The organism is Rhizobium sp. KDH_Rht_773_N (genome assembly GCF_052946295.1).
Genome location: NZ_CM129525.1, coordinates 4,228,998 through 4,246,564, shown reverse-complemented (window position 1 = coordinate 4,246,564; position 17,567 = coordinate 4,228,998). Strand labels below are relative to the sequence as shown.

General features: G+C 62.7%; 17 protein-coding genes. 6 read left to right on the top strand and 11 right to left on the bottom strand.

Annotated elements, in window-relative coordinates; genetic code table 11:
* Positions 1–5 precede the first annotated feature (5 nt).
* Positions 6–974, bottom strand: coding sequence for an SDR family NAD(P)-dependent oxidoreductase (locus ACU8HS_RS21070; protein ID WP_447015142.1), 969 nt, complete (start codon positions 972–974; stop codon positions 6–8).
* A gap of 135 nt (positions 975–1,109) precedes the next feature.
* Between ACU8HS_RS21070 and ACU8HS_RS21065 the strand changes: the two genes are divergently transcribed.
* Both ACU8HS_RS21065 and ACU8HS_RS21060 read left to right on the top strand, forming a co-directional pair.
* The gene (locus ACU8HS_RS21065) at positions 1,110–1,694 is read left to right on the top strand and encodes a TetR/AcrR family transcriptional regulator (RefSeq protein WP_447015141.1); all 585 of its coding nucleotides are present in this window, start codon (positions 1,110–1,112) and stop codon (positions 1,692–1,694) included.
* A 122-nt stretch (positions 1,695–1,816) separates the two neighbouring features.
* Positions 1,817–2,122 carry a flagellar basal body protein gene (locus ACU8HS_RS21060; protein ID WP_447015140.1) on the top strand — a complete coding sequence of 102 codons (306 nt, stop codon included), beginning with the start codon at positions 1,817–1,819 and terminating at the stop codon, positions 2,120–2,122.
* A gap of 13 nt (positions 2,123–2,135) precedes the next feature.
* Here ACU8HS_RS21060 and ACU8HS_RS21055 read toward each other — a convergent pair whose 3' ends face one another.
* The 8 genes from ACU8HS_RS21055 to ACU8HS_RS21020 all read right to left on the bottom strand — a co-directional run bounded on the left by ACU8HS_RS21055 (position 2,136) and on the right by ACU8HS_RS21020 (position 9,959).
* Positions 2,136–2,756 (bottom strand): LysE family transporter, encoded by a 621-nt coding sequence (locus tag ACU8HS_RS21055; protein WP_112757684.1) that lies wholly within the window; start codon positions 2,754–2,756, stop codon positions 2,136–2,138.
* 105 nt (positions 2,757–2,861) lie between these two features.
* Positions 2,862–3,257: a Fe-S cluster assembly scaffold SufA gene (sufA, locus tag ACU8HS_RS21050; protein WP_112567670.1), complete on the bottom strand. Its 396-nt coding sequence runs from the start codon at positions 3,255–3,257 to the stop codon at positions 2,862–2,864.
* Between the two features lie 76 nt (positions 3,258–3,333).
* Positions 3,334–3,708 (bottom strand): SUF system Fe-S cluster assembly protein, encoded by a 375-nt coding sequence (locus tag ACU8HS_RS21045; protein WP_112567668.1) that lies wholly within the window; start codon positions 3,706–3,708, stop codon positions 3,334–3,336.
* Positions 3,709–3,718: 10 nt separating this feature from the next.
* Positions 3,719–4,960, bottom strand: coding sequence for a cysteine desulfurase (locus ACU8HS_RS21040; protein WP_377309899.1), 1,242 nt, complete (start codon positions 4,958–4,960; stop codon positions 3,719–3,721).
* 12 nt (positions 4,961–4,972) lie between these two features.
* The gene (gene sufD / locus ACU8HS_RS21035; protein WP_112756424.1) at positions 4,973–6,247 is read right to left on the bottom strand and encodes a Fe-S cluster assembly protein SufD; all 1,275 of its coding nucleotides are present in this window, start codon (positions 6,245–6,247) and stop codon (positions 4,973–4,975) included.
* A gap of 23 nt (positions 6,248–6,270) precedes the next feature.
* On the bottom strand, positions 6,271–7,026 hold the full coding sequence (sufC, locus tag ACU8HS_RS21030) for a Fe-S cluster assembly ATPase SufC (protein ID WP_112567662.1): 756 nt from the start codon (positions 7,024–7,026) through the stop codon (positions 6,271–6,273).
* A gap of 152 nt (positions 7,027–7,178) precedes the next feature.
* Positions 7,179–8,648: a Fe-S cluster assembly protein SufB gene (gene sufB, locus ACU8HS_RS21025; RefSeq protein ID WP_112567660.1), complete on the bottom strand. Its 1,470-nt coding sequence runs from the start codon at positions 8,646–8,648 to the stop codon at positions 7,179–7,181.
* 144 nt (positions 8,649–8,792) lie between these two features.
* Positions 8,793–9,959 (bottom strand): cysteine desulfurase family protein, encoded by a 1,167-nt coding sequence (locus ACU8HS_RS21020; RefSeq protein WP_447015139.1) that lies wholly within the window; start codon positions 9,957–9,959, stop codon positions 8,793–8,795.
* 217 nt (positions 9,960–10,176) lie between these two features.
* On the opposite strand from ACU8HS_RS21020, the gene ACU8HS_RS21015 reads away from it, so the two are divergent.
* Genes ACU8HS_RS21015 through ACU8HS_RS21005 form a run of 3 tightly spaced genes read left to right on the top strand, consistent with a single transcriptional unit; the run spans position 10,177 to position 11,487 of the window.
* Positions 10,177–10,854, top strand: coding sequence for an alpha/beta hydrolase (locus tag ACU8HS_RS21015; protein WP_112567656.1), 678 nt, complete (start codon positions 10,177–10,179; stop codon positions 10,852–10,854).
* A 4-nt stretch (positions 10,855–10,858) separates the two neighbouring features.
* Positions 10,859–11,284, top strand: a complete 426-nt coding sequence (locus ACU8HS_RS21010; RefSeq protein WP_447015138.1) for a putative toxin-antitoxin system toxin component, PIN family — start codon at positions 10,859–10,861, stop codon at positions 11,282–11,284.
* Positions 11,281–11,487 carry a hypothetical protein gene (locus tag ACU8HS_RS21005; protein ID WP_447015137.1) on the top strand — a complete coding sequence of 69 codons (207 nt, stop codon included), beginning with the start codon at positions 11,281–11,283 and terminating at the stop codon, positions 11,485–11,487. The genes ACU8HS_RS21010 and ACU8HS_RS21005 overlap by 4 nt, the downstream gene beginning before the upstream one ends.
* 19 nt (positions 11,488–11,506) lie before the next feature.
* On the opposite strand, the gene ACU8HS_RS21000 is transcribed toward ACU8HS_RS21005, so the two are convergent.
* Complete coding sequence (locus tag ACU8HS_RS21000) at positions 11,507–12,625, bottom strand: anhydro-N-acetylmuramic acid kinase (protein ID WP_447015136.1); 1,119 nt, start codon at positions 12,623–12,625, stop codon at positions 11,507–11,509.
* 121 nt (positions 12,626–12,746) lie between these two features.
* Between ACU8HS_RS21000 and tyrS the strand changes: the two genes are divergently transcribed.
* Positions 12,747–14,003, top strand: coding sequence for a tyrosine--tRNA ligase (tyrS, locus tag ACU8HS_RS20995; RefSeq protein WP_447015135.1), 1,257 nt, complete (start codon positions 12,747–12,749; stop codon positions 14,001–14,003).
* A 165-nt stretch (positions 14,004–14,168) separates the two neighbouring features.
* On the opposite strand, the gene ACU8HS_RS20990 is transcribed toward tyrS, so the two are convergent.
* Positions 14,169–17,561, bottom strand: coding sequence for a hypothetical protein (locus tag ACU8HS_RS20990; RefSeq protein ID WP_447015134.1), 3,393 nt, complete (start codon positions 17,559–17,561; stop codon positions 14,169–14,171).
* Positions 17,562–17,567: the final 6 nt, after the last annotated feature.

Here is a 17,567-nt window from a genome sequence, read left to right as displayed (position 1 = left end):
GCGGCTCAGAATCGCTCGCCGACCATCTCCTCGCTCCTGGCCCACAAGGCCCTCGCCGTCTCGGGATCGAGCGCGTAGGAGCGGACGCCTTCGGAAACGGGGCTGATCTCCGCATCCGTCACTTCGGAGACGTGGCAATTCTCGCAATATTTGCCGCCGACCACGTCCGGCTTGGCAACGAAACCTGCCCAGACGGAGGTAGCCGCCCCCTGCGGGATCGTCTTCCATGCGAAGGGCGGTTTGCCCTCGGCGGCAAGGGCCGCGTTGATCTGCGCCAGCATGCCTTCGATCATGCCGGGGTCGAGATGACGGCCGAGTTCGGTGTGGATGCCGCCGGGATGCAGCGCCGTTGCACGAATGCCGCGCGCGCCAAGGCGCCGGTCGAGTTCCACTGCGAAAAGAATGTTTGCGGTCTTCGACTGGGCATAGGCCGCCCAGGGTTCGTAGGTCCTGTTCTCGAAATTCAGGTCGTCGAGGCTGAAGGGCGCCATGCGGTGGCCCGAGGATGCGACGATCACAATGCGGCCGCCCGATCTGATGAGCGGCGCGACGCGGTTGACCAGCACGAAATGGCCGAGATGGTTGGTGCCGAACTGCGTTTCGAAACCGTCGGCGGTGCGGCCGAAGGGGGCGGCCATCACGCCGGCATTGGCAATGACGACATCGAAGGGGCGGCCGTCGGCCACAAGCGCATCGGCGCAGGCCCGCACGCTCGCCAGAGAAGCAAGATCGAGCTCGACAAGCTCCAGGCTGCCGCCATTGGCCGCGTCGGCGCGCACGACCTCCGTTGCCGCTCTCGCCTTCGCGAGGTCGCGGGCCGCACCCACGACCTGCGCTCCGTGGGCTGCAAGCACGCGCGCGGTCTCGACGCCGAGGCCGGCCGAGACACCCGTCACCAGAACGCGCTTGCCTTTGAGGTCGATGCCGGCGAGTACCTCGTCGGTGGTCGATGTCGCGCCAAAAGGTCCACTCATGATTATCTCCTATGATCATGGACGCACCGCTCCGGGCTGGTGGGCCATTGCCCGCCGGCCTCTGATGGAATAAAAGGAGGATGCCTCCAGATAAATACGGAGGGTGCCTCCGCTTATCAAGGGGACTTCTCGAAAATGGCCGGAAAAAATGACGGACCCACCGCGCGAAAGCCGCGTGCGGATGCCGAACGCAATCGTCTTCTGCTGCTGGAAGCGGCAAAGACCGTGTTTGCCGACAAGGGTTCCGGTGCCAGCCTTGAGGAAATTGCCCGCGCCGCAGGCGTCGGCATCGGCACGCTCTACCGCCACTTTCCGACGCGCGACGCGCTGGTTGCCGCCGTCTATCGCAACGAGACGGCGCAGCTTGCCGCTGCCGCCAAAAGCTTGTCCGAACTGCACCCCCCCGTCGAAGCGCTTCGCCTGTGGCTGGTGCAGTTCGTCGATTATGTCGTGACGAAACACGGCATGTCCGAACTGCTGGATTCGCTGGTCGGCGGCACGTCCGAACTCTATGCCGATTCCGTCGTGCCGATCACAGATGCCGTCAACCTGCTGATCGACCGCGCCACGGCAGCCGGCGAGATCCGCCTGACGATGGATCCGCTCGACCTTCTGCGGGCGCTGGCCGGCGGCGCGAGCATCAGCTGCGGCCCCGCCTGGCGGGTTGCGGCACGGCAGCTGATCGACATCCTGATTGCGGGAATGGGCGTAAACCGCTGAGGCCCCGTGCCGTTCCGGCACATCAGGCGCAAATCCCCTCGCCTTTCGCTAACCGAAACCGTTCAGCATTCCCTAAGCCCTTGCCGGTAAAACACTTGTGTCCGCAAACAGGAAAACGGTCGATGGGCATTTCTGCTATCACGCATACGGCGCTTTCGGGAATGCTGGCGCAATCGACGCGCGCCGGCGCGATCGCCAACAATGTCGCCAATGCGAGCACGCCGGATTATGGCCGGCTGAACACCAGCTTCCAGTCCGTTGAACCCGCGGGCGTCCAGGCAAGCGTGACCGCGACGGACCAGGGCGTGGATTTTGCCACCGAGCTGACCGACCTCATCGAGACCGAACAGAGCTACAAGGCCAATGCCGTCGTCTTCGAAACCGGCGCCGATCTCTGGGACGTGCTGATGAGCATCAAGCGCGATTGATGCAGCTGACGCGTCACACGACCGAATAAGCCACCGATCCCAGCGCGATGGCGCCGAAGGCGATCAGCATGTAGCTCGTCGCGCGGCCGACCTTGGCCGTGAAATCGCTGGAGAGCCTGTCTCTGGCAAGGCTGACGGCACCGCTCAGGCAAAACCACCAGGCGAGCGATCCCAGGAAAACGCCCGACACGATGACGGTCGAGCTGAATCGGCGCGTTTCCTCCGTCAGGCCAAGCCCGGCAAACAGCGCCCCGAAAGAAAGGATCGTCGCCGGATTGGAGATCGTCAGCAGAAAGGTCGAAAGGGTCGTATGCAGGAAGTCGGCCGCATCGATCTTCGCCGCCTTGATTCTCCCCCTGTTCTTCAGTCCCCGCCATCCGAGCCACAGCAGCATCAGCCCGCCGCCGAGCGCCAGGGGAATTGTGGCCATTGACATCGTTTCGGAGAAGACGGCAAGCCCCGCCACCGCGACCACCGCATAGCTCGCATCCCCCAGCGCGGTTCCGAGCCCGCCGGAAAAACCGTACCAGAACCCCTTCTCGATGCTTCTGTTGATGCAGAGCGTTCCGATCGGCCCGAGCGGCGCGGTGATGATGACACCCAACAGGGCGCCTTTCAGGAACAGGAAGAGCATTGTCCGCTTTTCTTCTTCTTGGTCGCTTGTCTGCTGTCGGACAGGCTCGTCAAAATCAAAAGGCCGCCAATTATGGCGGCCATCAGGCAAATTCAATGAAAATCGTCAATGCTGGGCCGCAACCACGGCATCGCCGCGCGCGGCAAGTGCTGCAAGATCGGCGGGCTTCAGCTCGACCGATTCGCCGCAGCCGCAGGCCGACGTCTGGTTCGGGTTGGTGAAGGTGAAGCCGGAACGCAGGGTCGTGGTTTCAAAGCCGAGTTCGGTGCCGAGCAGATAGAGAACGGCCGAAGGCTCGATCCAGACCCTGGCGCCATCGCGCTCGATCAGATCGTCCTTGGCATTGGGCTCCGTCACCAGGTCGATGGTATATTCCATCCCGGCACAGCCGCCCTTCTTGATGCCGACGCGAATGCCCTTGGCATCCGGCCCGCCATTTTCGACGATCGCCTTCACGCGCTCTGCGGCGGCTGCCGTCATGCTCATCACTGCAAAGCCCATGGGCCAGAACTCCTTCCACGACCGGGGTCAAGATCCGGCGCTTCATGACAGAATGTAGTCTCCGTCCGTAAACGGATCAATACCAGCCGACGGCGACCTGCGCCTCTTCGGACATCCGGTCCGGCGTCCACGGCGGATCGAAGGTCATTTCCACCTCGACGCCCGAAACGCCTTCGACGGCGCCGACGGCATTTTCCACCCAGCCCGGCATTTCGCCCGCGACCGGGCAACCCGGTGCCGTCAGCGTCATGACGATCTTGACCATGCGGTCGTCTTCGATGTCGATCTTGTAGACGAGGCCGAGCTCGAAAATGTCGGCCGGAATCTCCGGGTCGTAGACGGTCTTGAGGGCGCCGATCACGTCATCGCTGAGCCGCGCCAGCTCCTCTTCGGGAATGCTGGAATGCACGATGCCCTCGCGCACGTCGATCTTCTCTTCATCCAGGCTCATGGCTTCTTCCTCAAGCAAAGAACTTGCGCGCATGGTCGAGCGCCTCGGCCAGCGCATCCACTTCCGCACGGGTATTGTACATGCCGAAGGATGCACGGCATGTGGAGGTCACGCCGAAGCGTTTCAAGAGCGGCATGGCGCAATGCGTGCCGGCGCGGACGGCGACACCGCGGCGGTCGATCACCATCGAGACGTCATGGGCATGGATGCCCGCCAGTTCGAAGGAGAAGATGGCGCCCTTGCCCGGCGCATTGCCGAAGACGCGCAGCGAATTGACGGACTTCAGCCGCTCTTCCGCATAGGCCGTCAGATCCGCTTCATGGGCTGCGATATTCTCGCGGCCGATCCTGTCCATATAGTCGAGCGCATAACCGAGCCCGATCGCCTGCACGATCGGCGGCGTGCCGGCTTCGAAACGGTGCGGCGGATCGTTGTAGGTGACGATGTCCTCGCTCACCTCGAAGATCATCTCGCCGCCGCCCTGGAACGGCCGCATCTCCTTCAGCCGGTCCTTCTTGCCGTAGAGCACGCCGATGCCCGACGGGCCGTAGAGCTTGTGGCCGGTCATGACATACCAGTCGCAATCGATATCCTGCACGTCGACCGGCAGGTGCACCGCACCCTGCGAGCCGTCGATCAGCACCGGAATGCCGCGCTCATGGGCAATGCGGCAGACTTCCTTGACCGGCACGATCGTGCCGAGCGCGTTCGACATATGGGTGATGGCGACGAGCTTGGTCCTGTCGGTCAGGCTCTTCTCGAATTCCTCGATATGGAAGGCGCCCTCGTCGTCGACAGGCACCCAGACGAGCTTGGCGCCCTGCCTCTCGCGGATGAAATGCCAGGGCACGATATTGGAATGGTGCTCCATGATCGTCAGCACGATCTCGTCGCCCTCGCCGATCTTGGGCATGCCCCAGCCGTAGGCGACCGTATTGATCGCCTCCGTCGAGTTCTTGGTGAAGACGATGTCGTTTACCGAAGGCGCATTCAGGAACCGGCGAACCTTTTCGCGCGCCGCTTCATAGGCTTCCGTCGCCGCATTGGAAAGGTAGTGCAGGCCGCGATGCACATTGGCATATTCGTGACTGTAGGCATGGGCGATCGCGTCGATCACCGCCTGCGGCTTCTGGGCCGAAGCGCCGTTGTCCAGATAGACCAGCGGCTTGCCATGCACCTTCTCCGCAAGGATCGGGAAATCCCTGCGGATGGCTTCGACATCATAGGCGGTTGCCGGCACGATCTTGTCCATGGCGCTGTCCGATCAGGCGTGCTTTTCCAGCCAGGCCGAAATGACGCCTTCCAGCGCCTCGACCAGGGCTTCGTCTTCCAGTTCCTCGACGATCTCGGCCACGAAGGCGTTGACCAGCATGGCGCGCGCCTTGTTTTCCGGGATGCCGCGGGCCATCAGGTAGTAGAGATGGTTGTCGTCGATATCGGCAACCGTCGCACCATGGCCGCACTGCACGTCGTCGGCGAAGATTTCGAGCTCGGGCTTGACCGAGAATTCGGCGTCGTCGGACATCAGCAGCGTGTTGCAGGCCATCTTGGCATCGGTCTTCTGGGCATCGGGCGCAACCCGGATCATGCCCTGGAACACGCCCTTGGCGCGGTCGAAGACGACATTGCGGATGACCTCGGTGGAGCCGGTATGCGGCACGTTGTGGCCGAGAACCATCGTCACGTCGGTATGCGTTTCGCCGCCGAGCAGGTTGATGCCGCGCAGCGTCAGATCGGCGCCCTCGCCCGTCACCTTGATGTTCAGTTCCTGGCGCACCAGCTTGCCGCCGGCATTGATGACGAAGAGCTTGAGCTTGGCATCGGCGCCGAGATCGACACGGATCTGGCCGAGATGCGTATCCTCGCCGCCCTGCTGCTGCAGGATGATCCAGGTCAGTTCCGTGCCCTGCCCGACCGTGATGTCACTGACATGCGACACGAGCGCGGCATTGTCCGTCACCGACTGGTGACGCTCGATGACGACACCCTTCACATTGGCGCCGAAGGCAACCGGCAGCCGGCTGTGAATATCGCCGCCGGCATGGACGAACTGGATTTCCAGCGGCTCTTCAAGCTCGGTGCCGTCGGGCACCTCGACCGCATAGCCGTCCTTGACGAAGCTGCCGTTGATGCGGCCGACCGCATCGTCGCGGCCGAGCGCGTCGAGACCCGCGATCGCCGAACCGTCGGTCAGCTTTTCCGAATAGGCTGAGACCATAAGATCGCCGGCGGTTGCCTTGTGAACGGGCCTGCCCTGGATCACCGCAAGAACCGGCGAACCGTCGATCAGCGGCTCCAGCGCTTCCGAGCCGGCATCGCCTGCCTGGACCGGAACGTTGCGCAGCAGGTTTTTCAGGTCCGTATAGTGCCAGGCCTCGATGCGGCGCGTCGGCAGCCCCTGCTTCTTCAGGTCGTCGAGCAGCCGGTCGCGCAGCGCAGTCACCGCGCCATTGCCCGGCAATTCGCCGATCTGCTGGTTGAAGGCTTCGATCAGCGCCGATTCGGCCGCGGTCAGGCGGCTCGTCGTTTGCATGTTCATGGACGTCGTCCTTTCCGCCACGCTCAGGCTGCGGCGCCGATAATGTCGGCGTAACCGTTGGCTTCCAGTTCATGGGCGAGCGTCTTGTCGCCTGATTTGATGACCTGGCCCTTGTAGAGAACGTGGACCGTATCCGGCACGATATAGTCGAGCAGGCGCTGGTAGTGGGTGATGACGATGACGGCGCGGTCGGGCGAGCGCAGCGCGTTGACGCCATCGGCAACGATCTTCAGCGCGTCGATGTCGAGACCGGAATCGGTTTCGTCGAGTACGCAGAGCTTCGGCTCCAGCAGCGCCATCTGCAGGATTTCGGCACGCTTCTTCTCGCCGCCGGAGAAGCCGACGTTCAGCGGGCGCTTCAGCATGTCCGTATTGATCTGCAGCTTGCCGGCAGCCTCCTTGACGCGGCGCATGAAATCAGGCGTCGTCAGTTCGTCTTCGCCGCGCGCCTTGCGCTGCTCGTTCATCGCCACCTTCAGGAACTGCATCGTGGCAACGCCCGGAATTTCGACCGGGTACTGGAAGGCCAGGAAAATGCCCTTGGAAGCGCGCTCGGCAGCGTCGAGTTCGAGAATGCTTTCGCCGTTATAGAGAATGTCGCCCTCGGTCACTTCATAGTCTTCGCGACCGGAAAGGATGTAGGAGAGCGTCGACTTGCCGGAGCCGTTCGGCCCCATGATGGCGGCAACTTCGCCGGCCTTCACGGTCAGGTTCAGGCCACGGATGATCTCGGTGCCGTCTTCGGCGATGCGGGCATGAAGGTTCTTGATTTCAAGCATTTCGTTTTTCCTGTCCATAAGCGGGTTCAAGGGCCGCTTGAATGACCGTTCGCACCGGTCTCGATCGTTATCCTCGGAGGCGAGGATCAAATTTGCTTTGTCTGCGGCCACGGCAAATCCTCGGGACAAGCCCGAGGATGACGGAGGCATGCTTAGCCGACGCTGCCTTCCAGCGAGATGCTGATCAGCTTCTGCGCCTCGACGGCGAATTCCATCGGCAGTTCCTGCAGGACTTCCTTGACGAAGCCGTTGACGATCAGCGCGATCGCCGCTTCCTCGGGAATGCCGCGCTGCAGGCAGTAGAACAGCTGATCCTCGGAGATTTTCGAGGTGGTCGCCTCGTGCTCGAACTGCGCCGTCGAATTCTTCGCCTCGATATAGGGCACCGTATGGGCGCCGCACTTGTCGCCGATCAGAAGCGAGTCGCACTGCGTGAAATTGCGCGCATTCGACGCCTTGCGGTGGGCCGAAACCTGGCCGCGATAGGTGTTCTGCGACACGCCGGCGGCAATGCCCTTGGAAATGATGCGGCTCGACGTGTTCTTGCCGAGGTGGATCATCTTGGTGCCGCTGTCGATCTGCTGATGGCCGTTGGAAACGGCGATCGAGTAGAACTCGCCCCTGGAGTCATCGCCACGCAGGATGCAGGACGGGTACTTCCAGGTGATGGCGGAGCCGGTCTCGACCTGCGTCCAGGAGATCTTGGAACGGTCGCCGCGGCAATCGCCGCGCTTGGTGACGAAATTGTAGATGCCGCCCTTGCCGTCCTTGTCGCCCGGATACCAGTTCTGGACCGTCGAATATTTGATCTCGGCATCGTCGAGTGCGATCAGCTCGACCACGGCGGCATGCAGCTGGTTTTCATCGCGCTGCGGCGCGGTGCAGCCTTCGAGGTAGGAGACGTAAGCGCCTTCCTCGGCGATGATCAGCGTGCGCTCGAACTGGCCGGTATTCTTCTCGTTGATGCGGAAATAGGTGGAAAGCTCCATCGGGCACCGCACGCCCTTCGGCACGAAGACGAAGGAGCCGTCGGTGAAGACCGCCGAGTTCAGCGTCGCATAATAGTTGTCGGTCGTCGGAACGACGGAGCCGAGATATTTCTGCACGAGGTCGGGATGCTCGCGGATCGCTTCCGAGATCGACATGAAGATCACGCCGGCCTTCTTCAGCTCTTCCTTGAAGGTCGTGACGACCGAGACGGAATCGAAGACAGCATCGACGGCGATCTTCGGCTTTTCGACGCCGGCGAGGATTTCCTGTTCCTTCAGCGGAATGCCGAGCTTTTCGTAGACCTTGAGGATCTCGGGATCGACTTCGTCGAGCGACTTCGGACCCGGCGTGCTCTTCGGCGCCGCGTAATAGTGGATCGCGTTGAAATCGATCTTCGGATAATCGACGCGGGCCCAGGTGGGCTCTTCCATCGTCAGCCAGCGCTTGTAGGCTTCCAGGCGCCATTCGAGCATCCATTCCGGCTCCTGCTTCTTGGCGGAGATCAGGCGGATGATGTCTTCGGAAAGGCCCTTGGGCGCCTTGTCCATTTCGATGACGGTTTCGAAGCCGTATTTATACTGGTCCACGTCGATCTGACGGACGCGATCGACTGTTTCCTGGACAGCAGGCATGTCGTTCTCCAATCTCGCCGGAGAAAAGGTCCGGCAGCTTGTCGTGCGGGCAATTTTCTTTTGCCCCTGATATAAGCGGCCAAAAGAGACTTTTCAGCCCAATTGGCAAGCGGAAATTTTCGTTTCCGCAAGTTTGTGAGGCGTTCAGGCCGCCTCGCCCGCCGGCTTTCGCCGGGAGGCTATTTTCGCAAAGGCGGCAATGGCCCTGTCCACGTCTTCCTCCGTGGTCGAAAAGCCGAGCGACATGCGCAGGGCTCCGAGCTTCGGATCGCGGCCCATCGCCGTCAGCACATGGCTTTCGCCGACCTTGCCGGAGGAGCAGGCAGAGCCCGCCGAAAGGGCGACGCCCTCGAGGTCGAAGGCGATCTGCCCGGTCTCCGCCTTCAGGCAGGGAAGCGTGAAGAAGATGGTATTGGCAACACGCGGACCGCCGGCGCCGTGGATGATGACATCGGGTGCGGCCGCCCGCATGCCGGCTTCCAGCCGGTCGCGAAGGGCGGCAATGGCGGCATTGCGCTCTTCAAGGTTCTGCAGCACGGCTTCTGCCGCAGCGCCGAAGCCGATCAGCGCCAGCGAATTCTGTGTCCCCGAACGGTGACCCTTCTCCTGGCCGCCGCCGCGGATCAGCGCCTTCGGCATCAGCGCTTCGCCGCGGGCGATCAAGGCGCCTGCGCCCTTCGGCCCGCCGATCTTGTGGGAGGAAACGATCATGAAATCCGCGCCGATGCGCTCGATCTCGATCGGCAGGCGACCGGCCGCCTGCACGGCATCGACGACGAAAAGCCCGCCATGGGCGCGCACCATCCGGCCGGCTTCCTCCACCGGCTGGACGATGCCCGTCTCGTTGTTGACGAACATGATCGCCACCATCGGCAAGCCGCTCGTCTTGTCATGGGCGTCGAGCAGGGCCGCAAGCGCGGCGAGATCGACAATGCCGGCATCCGTCACCGGGATTTCCGTTGTCTTGTCCTTCGGGAAGCGCCCGCCTTCGCGCACCGCCAGGTGCTCGACGGCGGAATGATAGAGGCGGCCGAGCTTCAGCGGCGTGCGCCCCATGCTGAAATCCGGCGTCAGCACCATATTGGCGGCTTCCGTGGCGCCGCTGGTGAAGATCACGTTGGCGGGGTCGGCCCCGGCCAGCAAAGCCACCTTGCGGCGTGCGCCTTCAATGGCGGCGCGGGCCGCGCGGCCTTCGCCATGCACGGAATTGGGATTGCCGAAAACATCGACGGCACGCATGATCGCGTCACGCGCTGCAGGGTGCATCGGCGATGTTGCGTTCCAATCGAGATAAAGGCGTGGCGGCGCCATTGTCTTCGGTCCTGCGCTTGACGAGCTTGCTTCGGGCGCGGCGGTGCATTTTTCTTGAAATTTCCGCCGGGCTTGCCTTATGACACGTTCCACGCTGCGTGGATCGCCATGCAAGTTTCGAATTGTTCTAAACTGCGTTTTAGAAAAGCTGACAACCGTCGTCAAGTCATGTTGTCGCCAAACGTAGCGTGGACGCGAAATAAAACCCGGAGTACCGATGCCCGAAGTCATTTTCAACGGCCCTGCCGGCCGTCTTGAAGGCCGCTACCAGCCCTCCAAGGAAAAAAGCGCACCGATCGCCGTCATTCTGCACCCGCATCCGCAGTTTGGTGGCACGATGAACAACCAGATCGTCTACCAGCTCTTCTACATGTTCCAGAAGCGTGGTTTTACGACGCTGCGCTTCAATTTCCGGGGCATCGGCCGCAGCCAGGGTGAATTTGACCACGGCGCGGGCGAGCTTTCGGACGCCGCCTCGGCGCTCGACTGGGTTCAGGGCCTGCACCCTGATTCGAAGACCTGCTGGGTCGCCGGTTATTCCTTCGGCGCCTGGATCGGCATGCAGCTCCTGATGCGCCGTCCGGAAATCGAAGGCTTCATGTCGATCGCGCCGCAGCCGAACACCTACGACTTCTCGTTCCTGGCGCCCTGCCCGTCCTCCGGCCTGATCATCAATGGCGAGGCCGACAAGGTCGCGCCCGAAAAGGACGTCAACGGCCTCGTCGAGAAGCTGAAGACCCAGAAGGGCATTCTCATCACCCATCGCACCGTGCCGAACGCCAACCACTTCTTCAACGGTCAGGTCGAAACGCTGATGGCCGAATGCGAGGATTACCTCGACCGCCGCCTCAACGGCGAACTGGTGCCGGAACCGGCAGCCAAGCGCATCAGGTGATTTCTTGGTACGTCTCGTGGTGGATACGAACGTTTTGATAAGCGCTTGTATCGGCCGCGGGGCGGCGTCACGCGTTATAGAGGCTTGTCTCGAAGACCGCGTCATACCCTGTATTTCCGGGCCGCTGCTGCTGGAATATCACGATGTTATCGGCCGTGACGAGATTTTCCGTGCGGCCCGATTGAACGCAAGTGAGCGGACGTTCCTGCTTGATGTGTTCGTTTCCAAATGCAGGTTTAGCATTCTGCACTTCAAATGGCGGCCCAATCTTGCCGATGAAGGCGACAATCACCTTGTCGAATTGGCAATCGCGGCGAACGCGCATATTATCGTCACATCGAACATACGGGATTTTTCCAGATCGGAGCTCAAATTTCCGCATTTGGTCGTGCAGACGCCTGAGCTTTTCATGGAAAGGTTGCAGCAATGAGCGCAATTACAATCGAGCTTTCCGAAAGCATTCGCGAAAAGATCGAATTTATCGCAACCGAGAAGGGGCTGCGAAGCGAAACATTGCTGGAACACATGGCCGAAGACCTGGTTCAGCAATTCGAAGCGATCAAACTCTACCAGGAGATGGCCGAGCGTGGTCGCGGCCGTGAAAACGAAGCTCTTGAGCTTCTAAGGCGTTGAATAACGGCTTCGTTGCGTTTCAAGGCTCCGCCAGAATGCCGCCACTGACCGGCTGGCTGACCCCCGTCGTGCCGGGATAGGTCAGCGGCAGTCCTTCCAGAGACCGCACCGCCAGATAGGCCCAGGCCTCCGCCTCCATTGCGTCGCCGTCGAAGCCGGCCTGTTCGGCGCTCATGACGGTGGAGCCCTTCCTTCCGGCCAGTTCGGCAAACTCCGCCATGATCGCGCCGTTCAGCCGCCCGCCGCCGCAGACGATGTAGACGGACGGGCTCTCGGGCAGGTAGGCGGCCGATTTGATGATCGAGGCAGCCGCCACATGGGCCAGCGTACGCGCACCGTCCTCGAGGCTCGCCTCGCCGTCGCCGAGCGGCTTGAAGTCGCCCCGGTCGAGCGAACGGCGGATATTGCCCTCGAAGAACGGGCTGTCGAGATAGCGGGCGGCAATATCGGCCACCACCTGCCCGCGCCCGGCAATCTCGCCGCCGGGATCGTAGGTCTTGCCGGTCTGCATCTCCACCCATTGGTCGATCAGCGTATTGCCGGGGCCGCTGTCGAAAGCGGCGATGCGGCCTTCCGCGCCGATATAGGTAAGGTTGGAAATACCGCCGATATTGACGAAGCAGACGCTTTGTCCACCTTTCTGGAAGCGCCCGGCAAGGGCTGCATGATAGGCCGGCACCAGCGGTGCGCCCTGCCCGCCATGCGCCATGTCGTTGGCCCGCATATCGTAGACGACGGGAATGCCTGTGCGTTCGGCCAGAAGCGCGCCGTCGCCGATCTGGATCGTCAGCGCATCGTCGGGCCGGTGCAGCACGGTCTGGCCGTGGAAACCGAGCACGTCGATCTCGCGGCTGCCGAGGCCGAATTTCTCGAGAAATGCCCTAACGGCATCTGCATGACGTTCAGTGAGTTCGGCCTCGATCTCGCGCAGTTCGTCCGGCCGTGCCCTGCGATCGGTGAGCGGCCGCGCCAATTCCAGCGCCCGTTTCAGCCGCTCGCGAAAGCCGCCGTCATAGGCCACGCCGAGAAACGGCCCGCGCTCGATGAAGCCTCGCCCGTCTGTCCGCAGAAGCGCCACATCGATGCCGTCCATCGAGGTGCCGCTCATCAAGCCGATCGCAGTCCTGACGATATCCATTGCGCCGCGCGCCTTTCATGCGATTCCCGGATGCACTTTTGCAAAAACAGTGCTAAACGCGCCGCGACGGTTCAACAAGCGTCAATCCCAATTCCCGTTCGACGTTCAAGAGACGAAACCCATGTCGCAGTTCAAGTCCGATTTCCTCCGCACGCTGCAAGAGCGCGGCTTCATTCATCAGATTTCCGATGAAAGCGGCCTCGACGATCTCTTCGCCAAGGAAACCGTGACGGCCTATATCGGCTTCGATCCGACCGCGCCCAGCCTGCATGCCGGATCGCTCATCCAGATCATGATGCTGCACTGGATGCAGAAGACCGGCCATCGCGCCATCTCGCTGATGGGCGGCGGCACCGGCATGGTCGGCGACCCCTCCTTCAAGGAGGAGGCGCGCCAGCTGATGACCGTCGATACGATCGAAGCCAACATCGCCTCCATCAAGCGCGTCTTCTCGAACTACCTGAATTACGGCGACGGTCCGAAGGACGCGCTGATGATCAACAATGCGGAATGGCTGCGCTCGCTGAACTATCTCGAGTTCCTGCGCGATGTCGGCAAGCATTTCTCGGTCAACCGCATGCTGTCCTTCGACAGCGTCAAGACCCGCCTCGACCGCGAGCAGTCGCTCTCCTTCCTGGAATTCAACTACATGATCCTCCAGGCCTACGATTTCGTCGAGCTCGCCAAGCGTTACGACTGCCGCCTGCAGATGGGCGGCTCGGACCAGTGGGGCAATATCGTCAACGGCATCGACCTCGGTCACCGCATGGGGACAAAGCAGCTCTACGCGCTGACCTCGCCGCTCCTGACCACCTCGTCCGGCGCCAAGATGGGCAAGTCGGCCACGGGTGCGGTCTGGCTGAACGCCGACATGCTCTCGGCCTATGATTTCTGGCAGTACTGGCGCAACACCGAGGATGCCGACGTCTCGCGCTTCCTGAAGCTCTACACGACGCTGCCGATGGACGAGATCGCCCGCCTTTCCGCGCTCGGCGGTTCCGAGATCAACGAGGTCAAGAAGATCCTGGCGACCGAAGTCACCGCGATCCTGCACGGCCGCGAAGCCGCCGAACAGGCGGCCGAAACGGCGCGCAAGACCTTCGAGGAAGGCGGCCTGTCGGAAAACCTGCCGTCGGTCGAGGTCCCCGCCTCCGAACTCGACGCCGGCATCGGCCTGCTCTCGCTGATCGTGCGCGCCGGTCTTGCCGCCTCGAACGGCGAAGCCCGCCGCCACGTCCAGGGCGGCGCCGTGCGCATCAACGATCAGGCCGTCAGCGACGAACGCAAGATGATCGGCAGCGGCGAGATTACCGCCGACGGCGTCATCAAGCTGTCGCTTGGCAAGAAGAAGCACATCCTTATCCGCCGCGCGGCCTGATCTGCGCGGACAAGATGAAATCGCAAAGCCGGCCGTCGCGCCGGCTTTTTCTTTGCGGACAAGCCTCGTCTTTTACTCGGCGTCATCCTCGGCCTTGTGCCGAGGATGTGCTCGGCTGATTTTGCCGGCGGTTTGAAGCAGGCGCCTGTCTCGGCTTTCCCATGCTCATTGGAATTCGAAGATCTGGCGGAAAACGCCCGGCGCGATCACCGAGAGCGGATTGATCTGCAGGTTCGGCTGGTCGAACTTGCCGGTCAGCTTGAAGGTGATGCCGATCAGCCCGCGGTCAGAACCGTTGCCGAGGATGACGCCGATCAGCGGCAGTTCGGCAAACAGCCGGTTCAGCCCGTAGGCCGGCATGAAGGTGCCGGTCAGGTCCATTCTGCCCTTCGCGTCGCGGACCACGCCCTGGAACGTGGCGCCGATCTGGTCGCCGCGCAGCACGCCGTTTTCGATGGAGACCGCCCCGCCGCGCGAGACGATGCGCGCAAAGCCGCGCTGGAAGCGCTGCGAGGACGTGTCGATATCGCGCTTGACGGCTTCGCTGAGGCTGCGCTGGTCCGATCCGACCGGCGTCGAGACGATGGAACGCAGGCGCTGCTCGTTGACGATCGAGAAGCGGCGCACGTCGAGCGAGCCGTCCCAGCCGCTGCCGGCGCCGAGGCGGATCGAAAGATTGAGCAGGCCGCCCTGCATATGCTGGTAGAGATCCGCGAAACGCGAAACGGAGCCGGCATCGCCGCTGGTGATGTTGATGACGCCGCCGCCCTGCATCTGGCTGACGACCGCCTCGCCGCTATCGGTGACGCCGGAGAAATTCAGCGCCTGCAGCCGGCTGCCGCTCAAGGCGATCTGCGCCTGGAAATTGCCGATCTTCTCGTCGTTGAAGCCGATAATGTTCTGCAGCTTGGCCTTGACGGTCACGCTGCTGTTGTCGCTGCCGTCGCTATCGCTGTCCGAATCCGATTTCAGCCGGGCGATGATCGGGCGCGCGTCGGCGCTGGCGCCGGAGACGGAAATATCGAAACCGCCCTTGTTGCGCCTCAGCGAGAGACCGAAATCATCGACGGAGGACAGTTTCACGCTGTCGAAATCGGCCGATATCAGGCCGTTCTTGCCGATCACGAGCGCGCCCGTCGCGCCGAAGCCGTCCCCCTTGAGGCGGAAATTCTTCACCTGCGTATTGTCGGCCGGGCCGGAAACCTCGAATTCGGCATCGGCGGGAATGCCGACGCCCTTGGACCAGCCGATCCAGGGCAGATCGAGCGAGGCCTTGCCGAGATCGAGCTGCACGTCCTGCCGGTCCTCGTCGAGCCGCGTCAGCACCAGCTTGACGCTGCCCCCGAGGATGCCGGACAGGCCAGGCAGCAGCCTGTCGCGCTGGTCGCCGTTCAGCGTTGCCGTGATCACGCGCTGCGGCTCGATGCCGGAGGATTTTTCGACGGGTTCCAGCATGTCGATATCGGCGGTAACGCCGTCGATATCGGCCTTGCCCTTGACCTTTACCTGCTGCGGATCGGCATCGAGCGTGCCGTCGAGATTGGTGATCGCGCGCCCCGAAAACGGCTTGGCAAGCGCGACATCGGTAAGCTTCATCTGCGCGTGCCACTCGGGCGGCGGCGGGTTCTGCGAGGACAGAAGTCCGAAATGCGCCTGCACATGCGCGTCGATATTGCCCTTGAGGTCATCCGGCGTGAAACCCGCGCGCTGCAGCACCTTGATCGGCTTGTAGGTCAACAGCTCGCCCACCGCATCGGCCGAACCCGAAACGGAAATGTCGATATCGGCCATCAGCGGCTTGTCGTAGACGGACGGCATCACGAAAGTGCCCGGCTGCAGCGCGACCGAACGACCCGACGAGAAATAGGAGGTGCCGCTCTTCAGCGAAATCGTCGCTTTTCCGCCCGTCAGGTCGAAATGCGCCGCGGTGTCGCGCACCGGCGGTATTTCGCCGGCGACGTTCATGCGCGTTCCGTCTATGTCGAAGGCGATGCGCAGCTGGTTTTCGTCGAGCCGCAGCCCGCGCCCGCCCGCGGCCTCGTCCAGGCGCCCCGCCGGAATGAAGACCGAAATGGACGCGTCGCTGACCGTGCCGCCGAACAGGTTCGCAAGCACCCAGACCCGCGCCTTGGAGGCCATCCAGAAGGGCCAGAGCTGCTTGACCGCCGTCGTCTGCATCCGCTGCGACTTGCCGGCAAAACTGATCTCCGGCGATTTGTCGTTCAGCTTGATATGCAGCGCCCCGTAGAGGGAGCCGAGCGGCGAGGACGCGACCATGTTGGCGAACTGGAATTCGCGGCCGGCAACGAGATAGCGCCCGGTCGCCTGCAGATCGAAGGACAGCGGCTGCTCGCCGGAATTGGGGGCGGCGGTGCCGCCGCTGATCAGCGCATCGATGCCGAACCCCTTGCCCGCATCGGGATCGAGCTTGTCGAGATCGATGACGGCGCCGGTCAACGGCAGAATGGTGGTGCCGAGCTGCAGCTGCGATCTGGCGATCTCCAGCGTCTGCTTGTCGAAGTCATAGCCGAGGTTGATTTGCCCGTCCGTCAGCTCCTGGGAATCGCCATCGACGTAAATCAGCCCCGGATCGAGCTTGAGAGCGGCGTTGAGCGACGGCTTGACGCCATCGGCGGCCCTGACGGCGGAAATGGTGAGGTCGCCGAAGGCGTTGAGGCCCTGGCGGATATCGCCCTGTTCGTTGCGCTTCAGCGCGAAGGGCGTCAGGTCGGCATGCGACAATGTGGCGACGAGCCGGGATGCGCGCCCGTCCGCCTGCTCGGTGATCACGTTGAGACCGGCCGCCTCGCCGTTGATGGAAATCTGGCCGCTGAGCTGCAGCGCGTTCGGCCCGGCATGTTCGAAGGCGAGATTGTCGACGACGAGCGAAAGCGGCCCGTTCGCGGTATCGGCGAGCTTGATGTCGATGCCGGAGATGCGCACCGAATCGGTCGCGCCGCGCTCGACGAAGGCTTCGAACAGGTCGAGATGCGAGAAGATCGACTCCATCGCCGCCGGGATCGCATCGACGCGCAGGTCGTCGAGCTTGACGGGAGCGCCCGACGGAAGCAGCGACGTGTCGAGCGCGATATCGTCGGCTTCGACGGACGATATGGCGATGCGGCCGCGGAAGAGCTGCAGCGGATCGAGCGCCATGCGCATGGAGGCTGTGGTGGAAAGATGCTGGCCGCTCTGCTGGTCGATCATGTTGACGTCGCGCGCTTCGAGCGCCAGCCTGAAACCGGAGGTGAAGCGGATGACGGTGGAGCCGACTTCGGCGCGGTAGCGCGGCCCGAGGGCGCCGTTCAGCGCCGATTGCGCCTGCTGCGACAGCGGCGCGTCGATAATCCCGCTTTCGATGGTAAAGACGATCGCCGCCAGGATGAACAGGATCACCGCGCAGAAGCCGCCGGTGGCCCTTGCGGTGCCGCGCATGCGCGAGCGCGGCGGCGGGCAATGCACGATGAGCGGGTCCTCCACCTGGGCGGAGGGCAGGTTGTGCAATGCGACGATGTCCTTCTTGCGAAACGTGACTTTTTCGCCGCGGATGGCTGACATGCGCCT

Coding starts and splice junctions, on each gene's coding strand:
- ACU8HS_RS21070 (WP_447015142.1), bottom strand. CDS start 974: ATGAGTGGACCTTTTGGCGCGACATCGACCACCGACGAGGTACTCGCC.
- ACU8HS_RS21065 (WP_447015141.1), top strand. CDS start 1,110: ATGGCCGGAAAAAATGACGGACCCACCGCGCGAAAGCCGCGTGCGGAT.
- ACU8HS_RS21060 (WP_447015140.1), top strand. CDS start 1,817: ATGGGCATTTCTGCTATCACGCATACGGCGCTTTCGGGAATGCTGGCG.
- ACU8HS_RS21055 (WP_112757684.1), bottom strand. CDS start 2,756: ATGCTCTTCCTGTTCCTGAAAGGCGCCCTGTTGGGTGTCATCATCACC.
- sufA (WP_112567670.1), bottom strand. CDS start 3,257: ATGGGCTTTGCAGTGATGAGCATGACGGCAGCCGCCGCAGAGCGCGTG.
- ACU8HS_RS21045 (WP_112567668.1), bottom strand. CDS start 3,708: ATGAGCCTGGATGAAGAGAAGATCGACGTGCGCGAGGGCATCGTGCAT.
- ACU8HS_RS21040 (WP_377309899.1), bottom strand. CDS start 4,960: ATGGACAAGATCGTGCCGGCAACCGCCTATGATGTCGAAGCCATCCGC.
- sufD (WP_112756424.1), bottom strand. CDS start 6,247: ATGAACATGCAAACGACGAGCCGCCTGACCGCGGCCGAATCGGCGCTG.
- sufC (WP_112567662.1), bottom strand. CDS start 7,026: ATGCTTGAAATCAAGAACCTTCATGCCCGCATCGCCGAAGACGGCACC.
- sufB (WP_112567660.1), bottom strand. CDS start 8,648: ATGCCTGCTGTCCAGGAAACAGTCGATCGCGTCCGTCAGATCGACGTG.
- ACU8HS_RS21020 (WP_447015139.1), bottom strand. CDS start 9,959: ATGGCGCCGCCACGCCTTTATCTCGATTGGAACGCAACATCGCCGATG.
- ACU8HS_RS21015 (WP_112567656.1), top strand. CDS start 10,177: ATGCCCGAAGTCATTTTCAACGGCCCTGCCGGCCGTCTTGAAGGCCGC.
- ACU8HS_RS21005 (WP_447015137.1), top strand. CDS start 11,281: ATGAGCGCAATTACAATCGAGCTTTCCGAAAGCATTCGCGAAAAGATC.
- ACU8HS_RS21000 (WP_447015136.1), bottom strand. CDS start 12,625: ATGGATATCGTCAGGACTGCGATCGGCTTGATGAGCGGCACCTCGATG.
- tyrS (WP_447015135.1), top strand. CDS start 12,747: ATGTCGCAGTTCAAGTCCGATTTCCTCCGCACGCTGCAAGAGCGCGGC.
- ACU8HS_RS20990 (WP_447015134.1), bottom strand. CDS start 17,561: ATGTCAGCCATCCGCGGCGAAAAAGTCACGTTTCGCAAGAAGGACATC.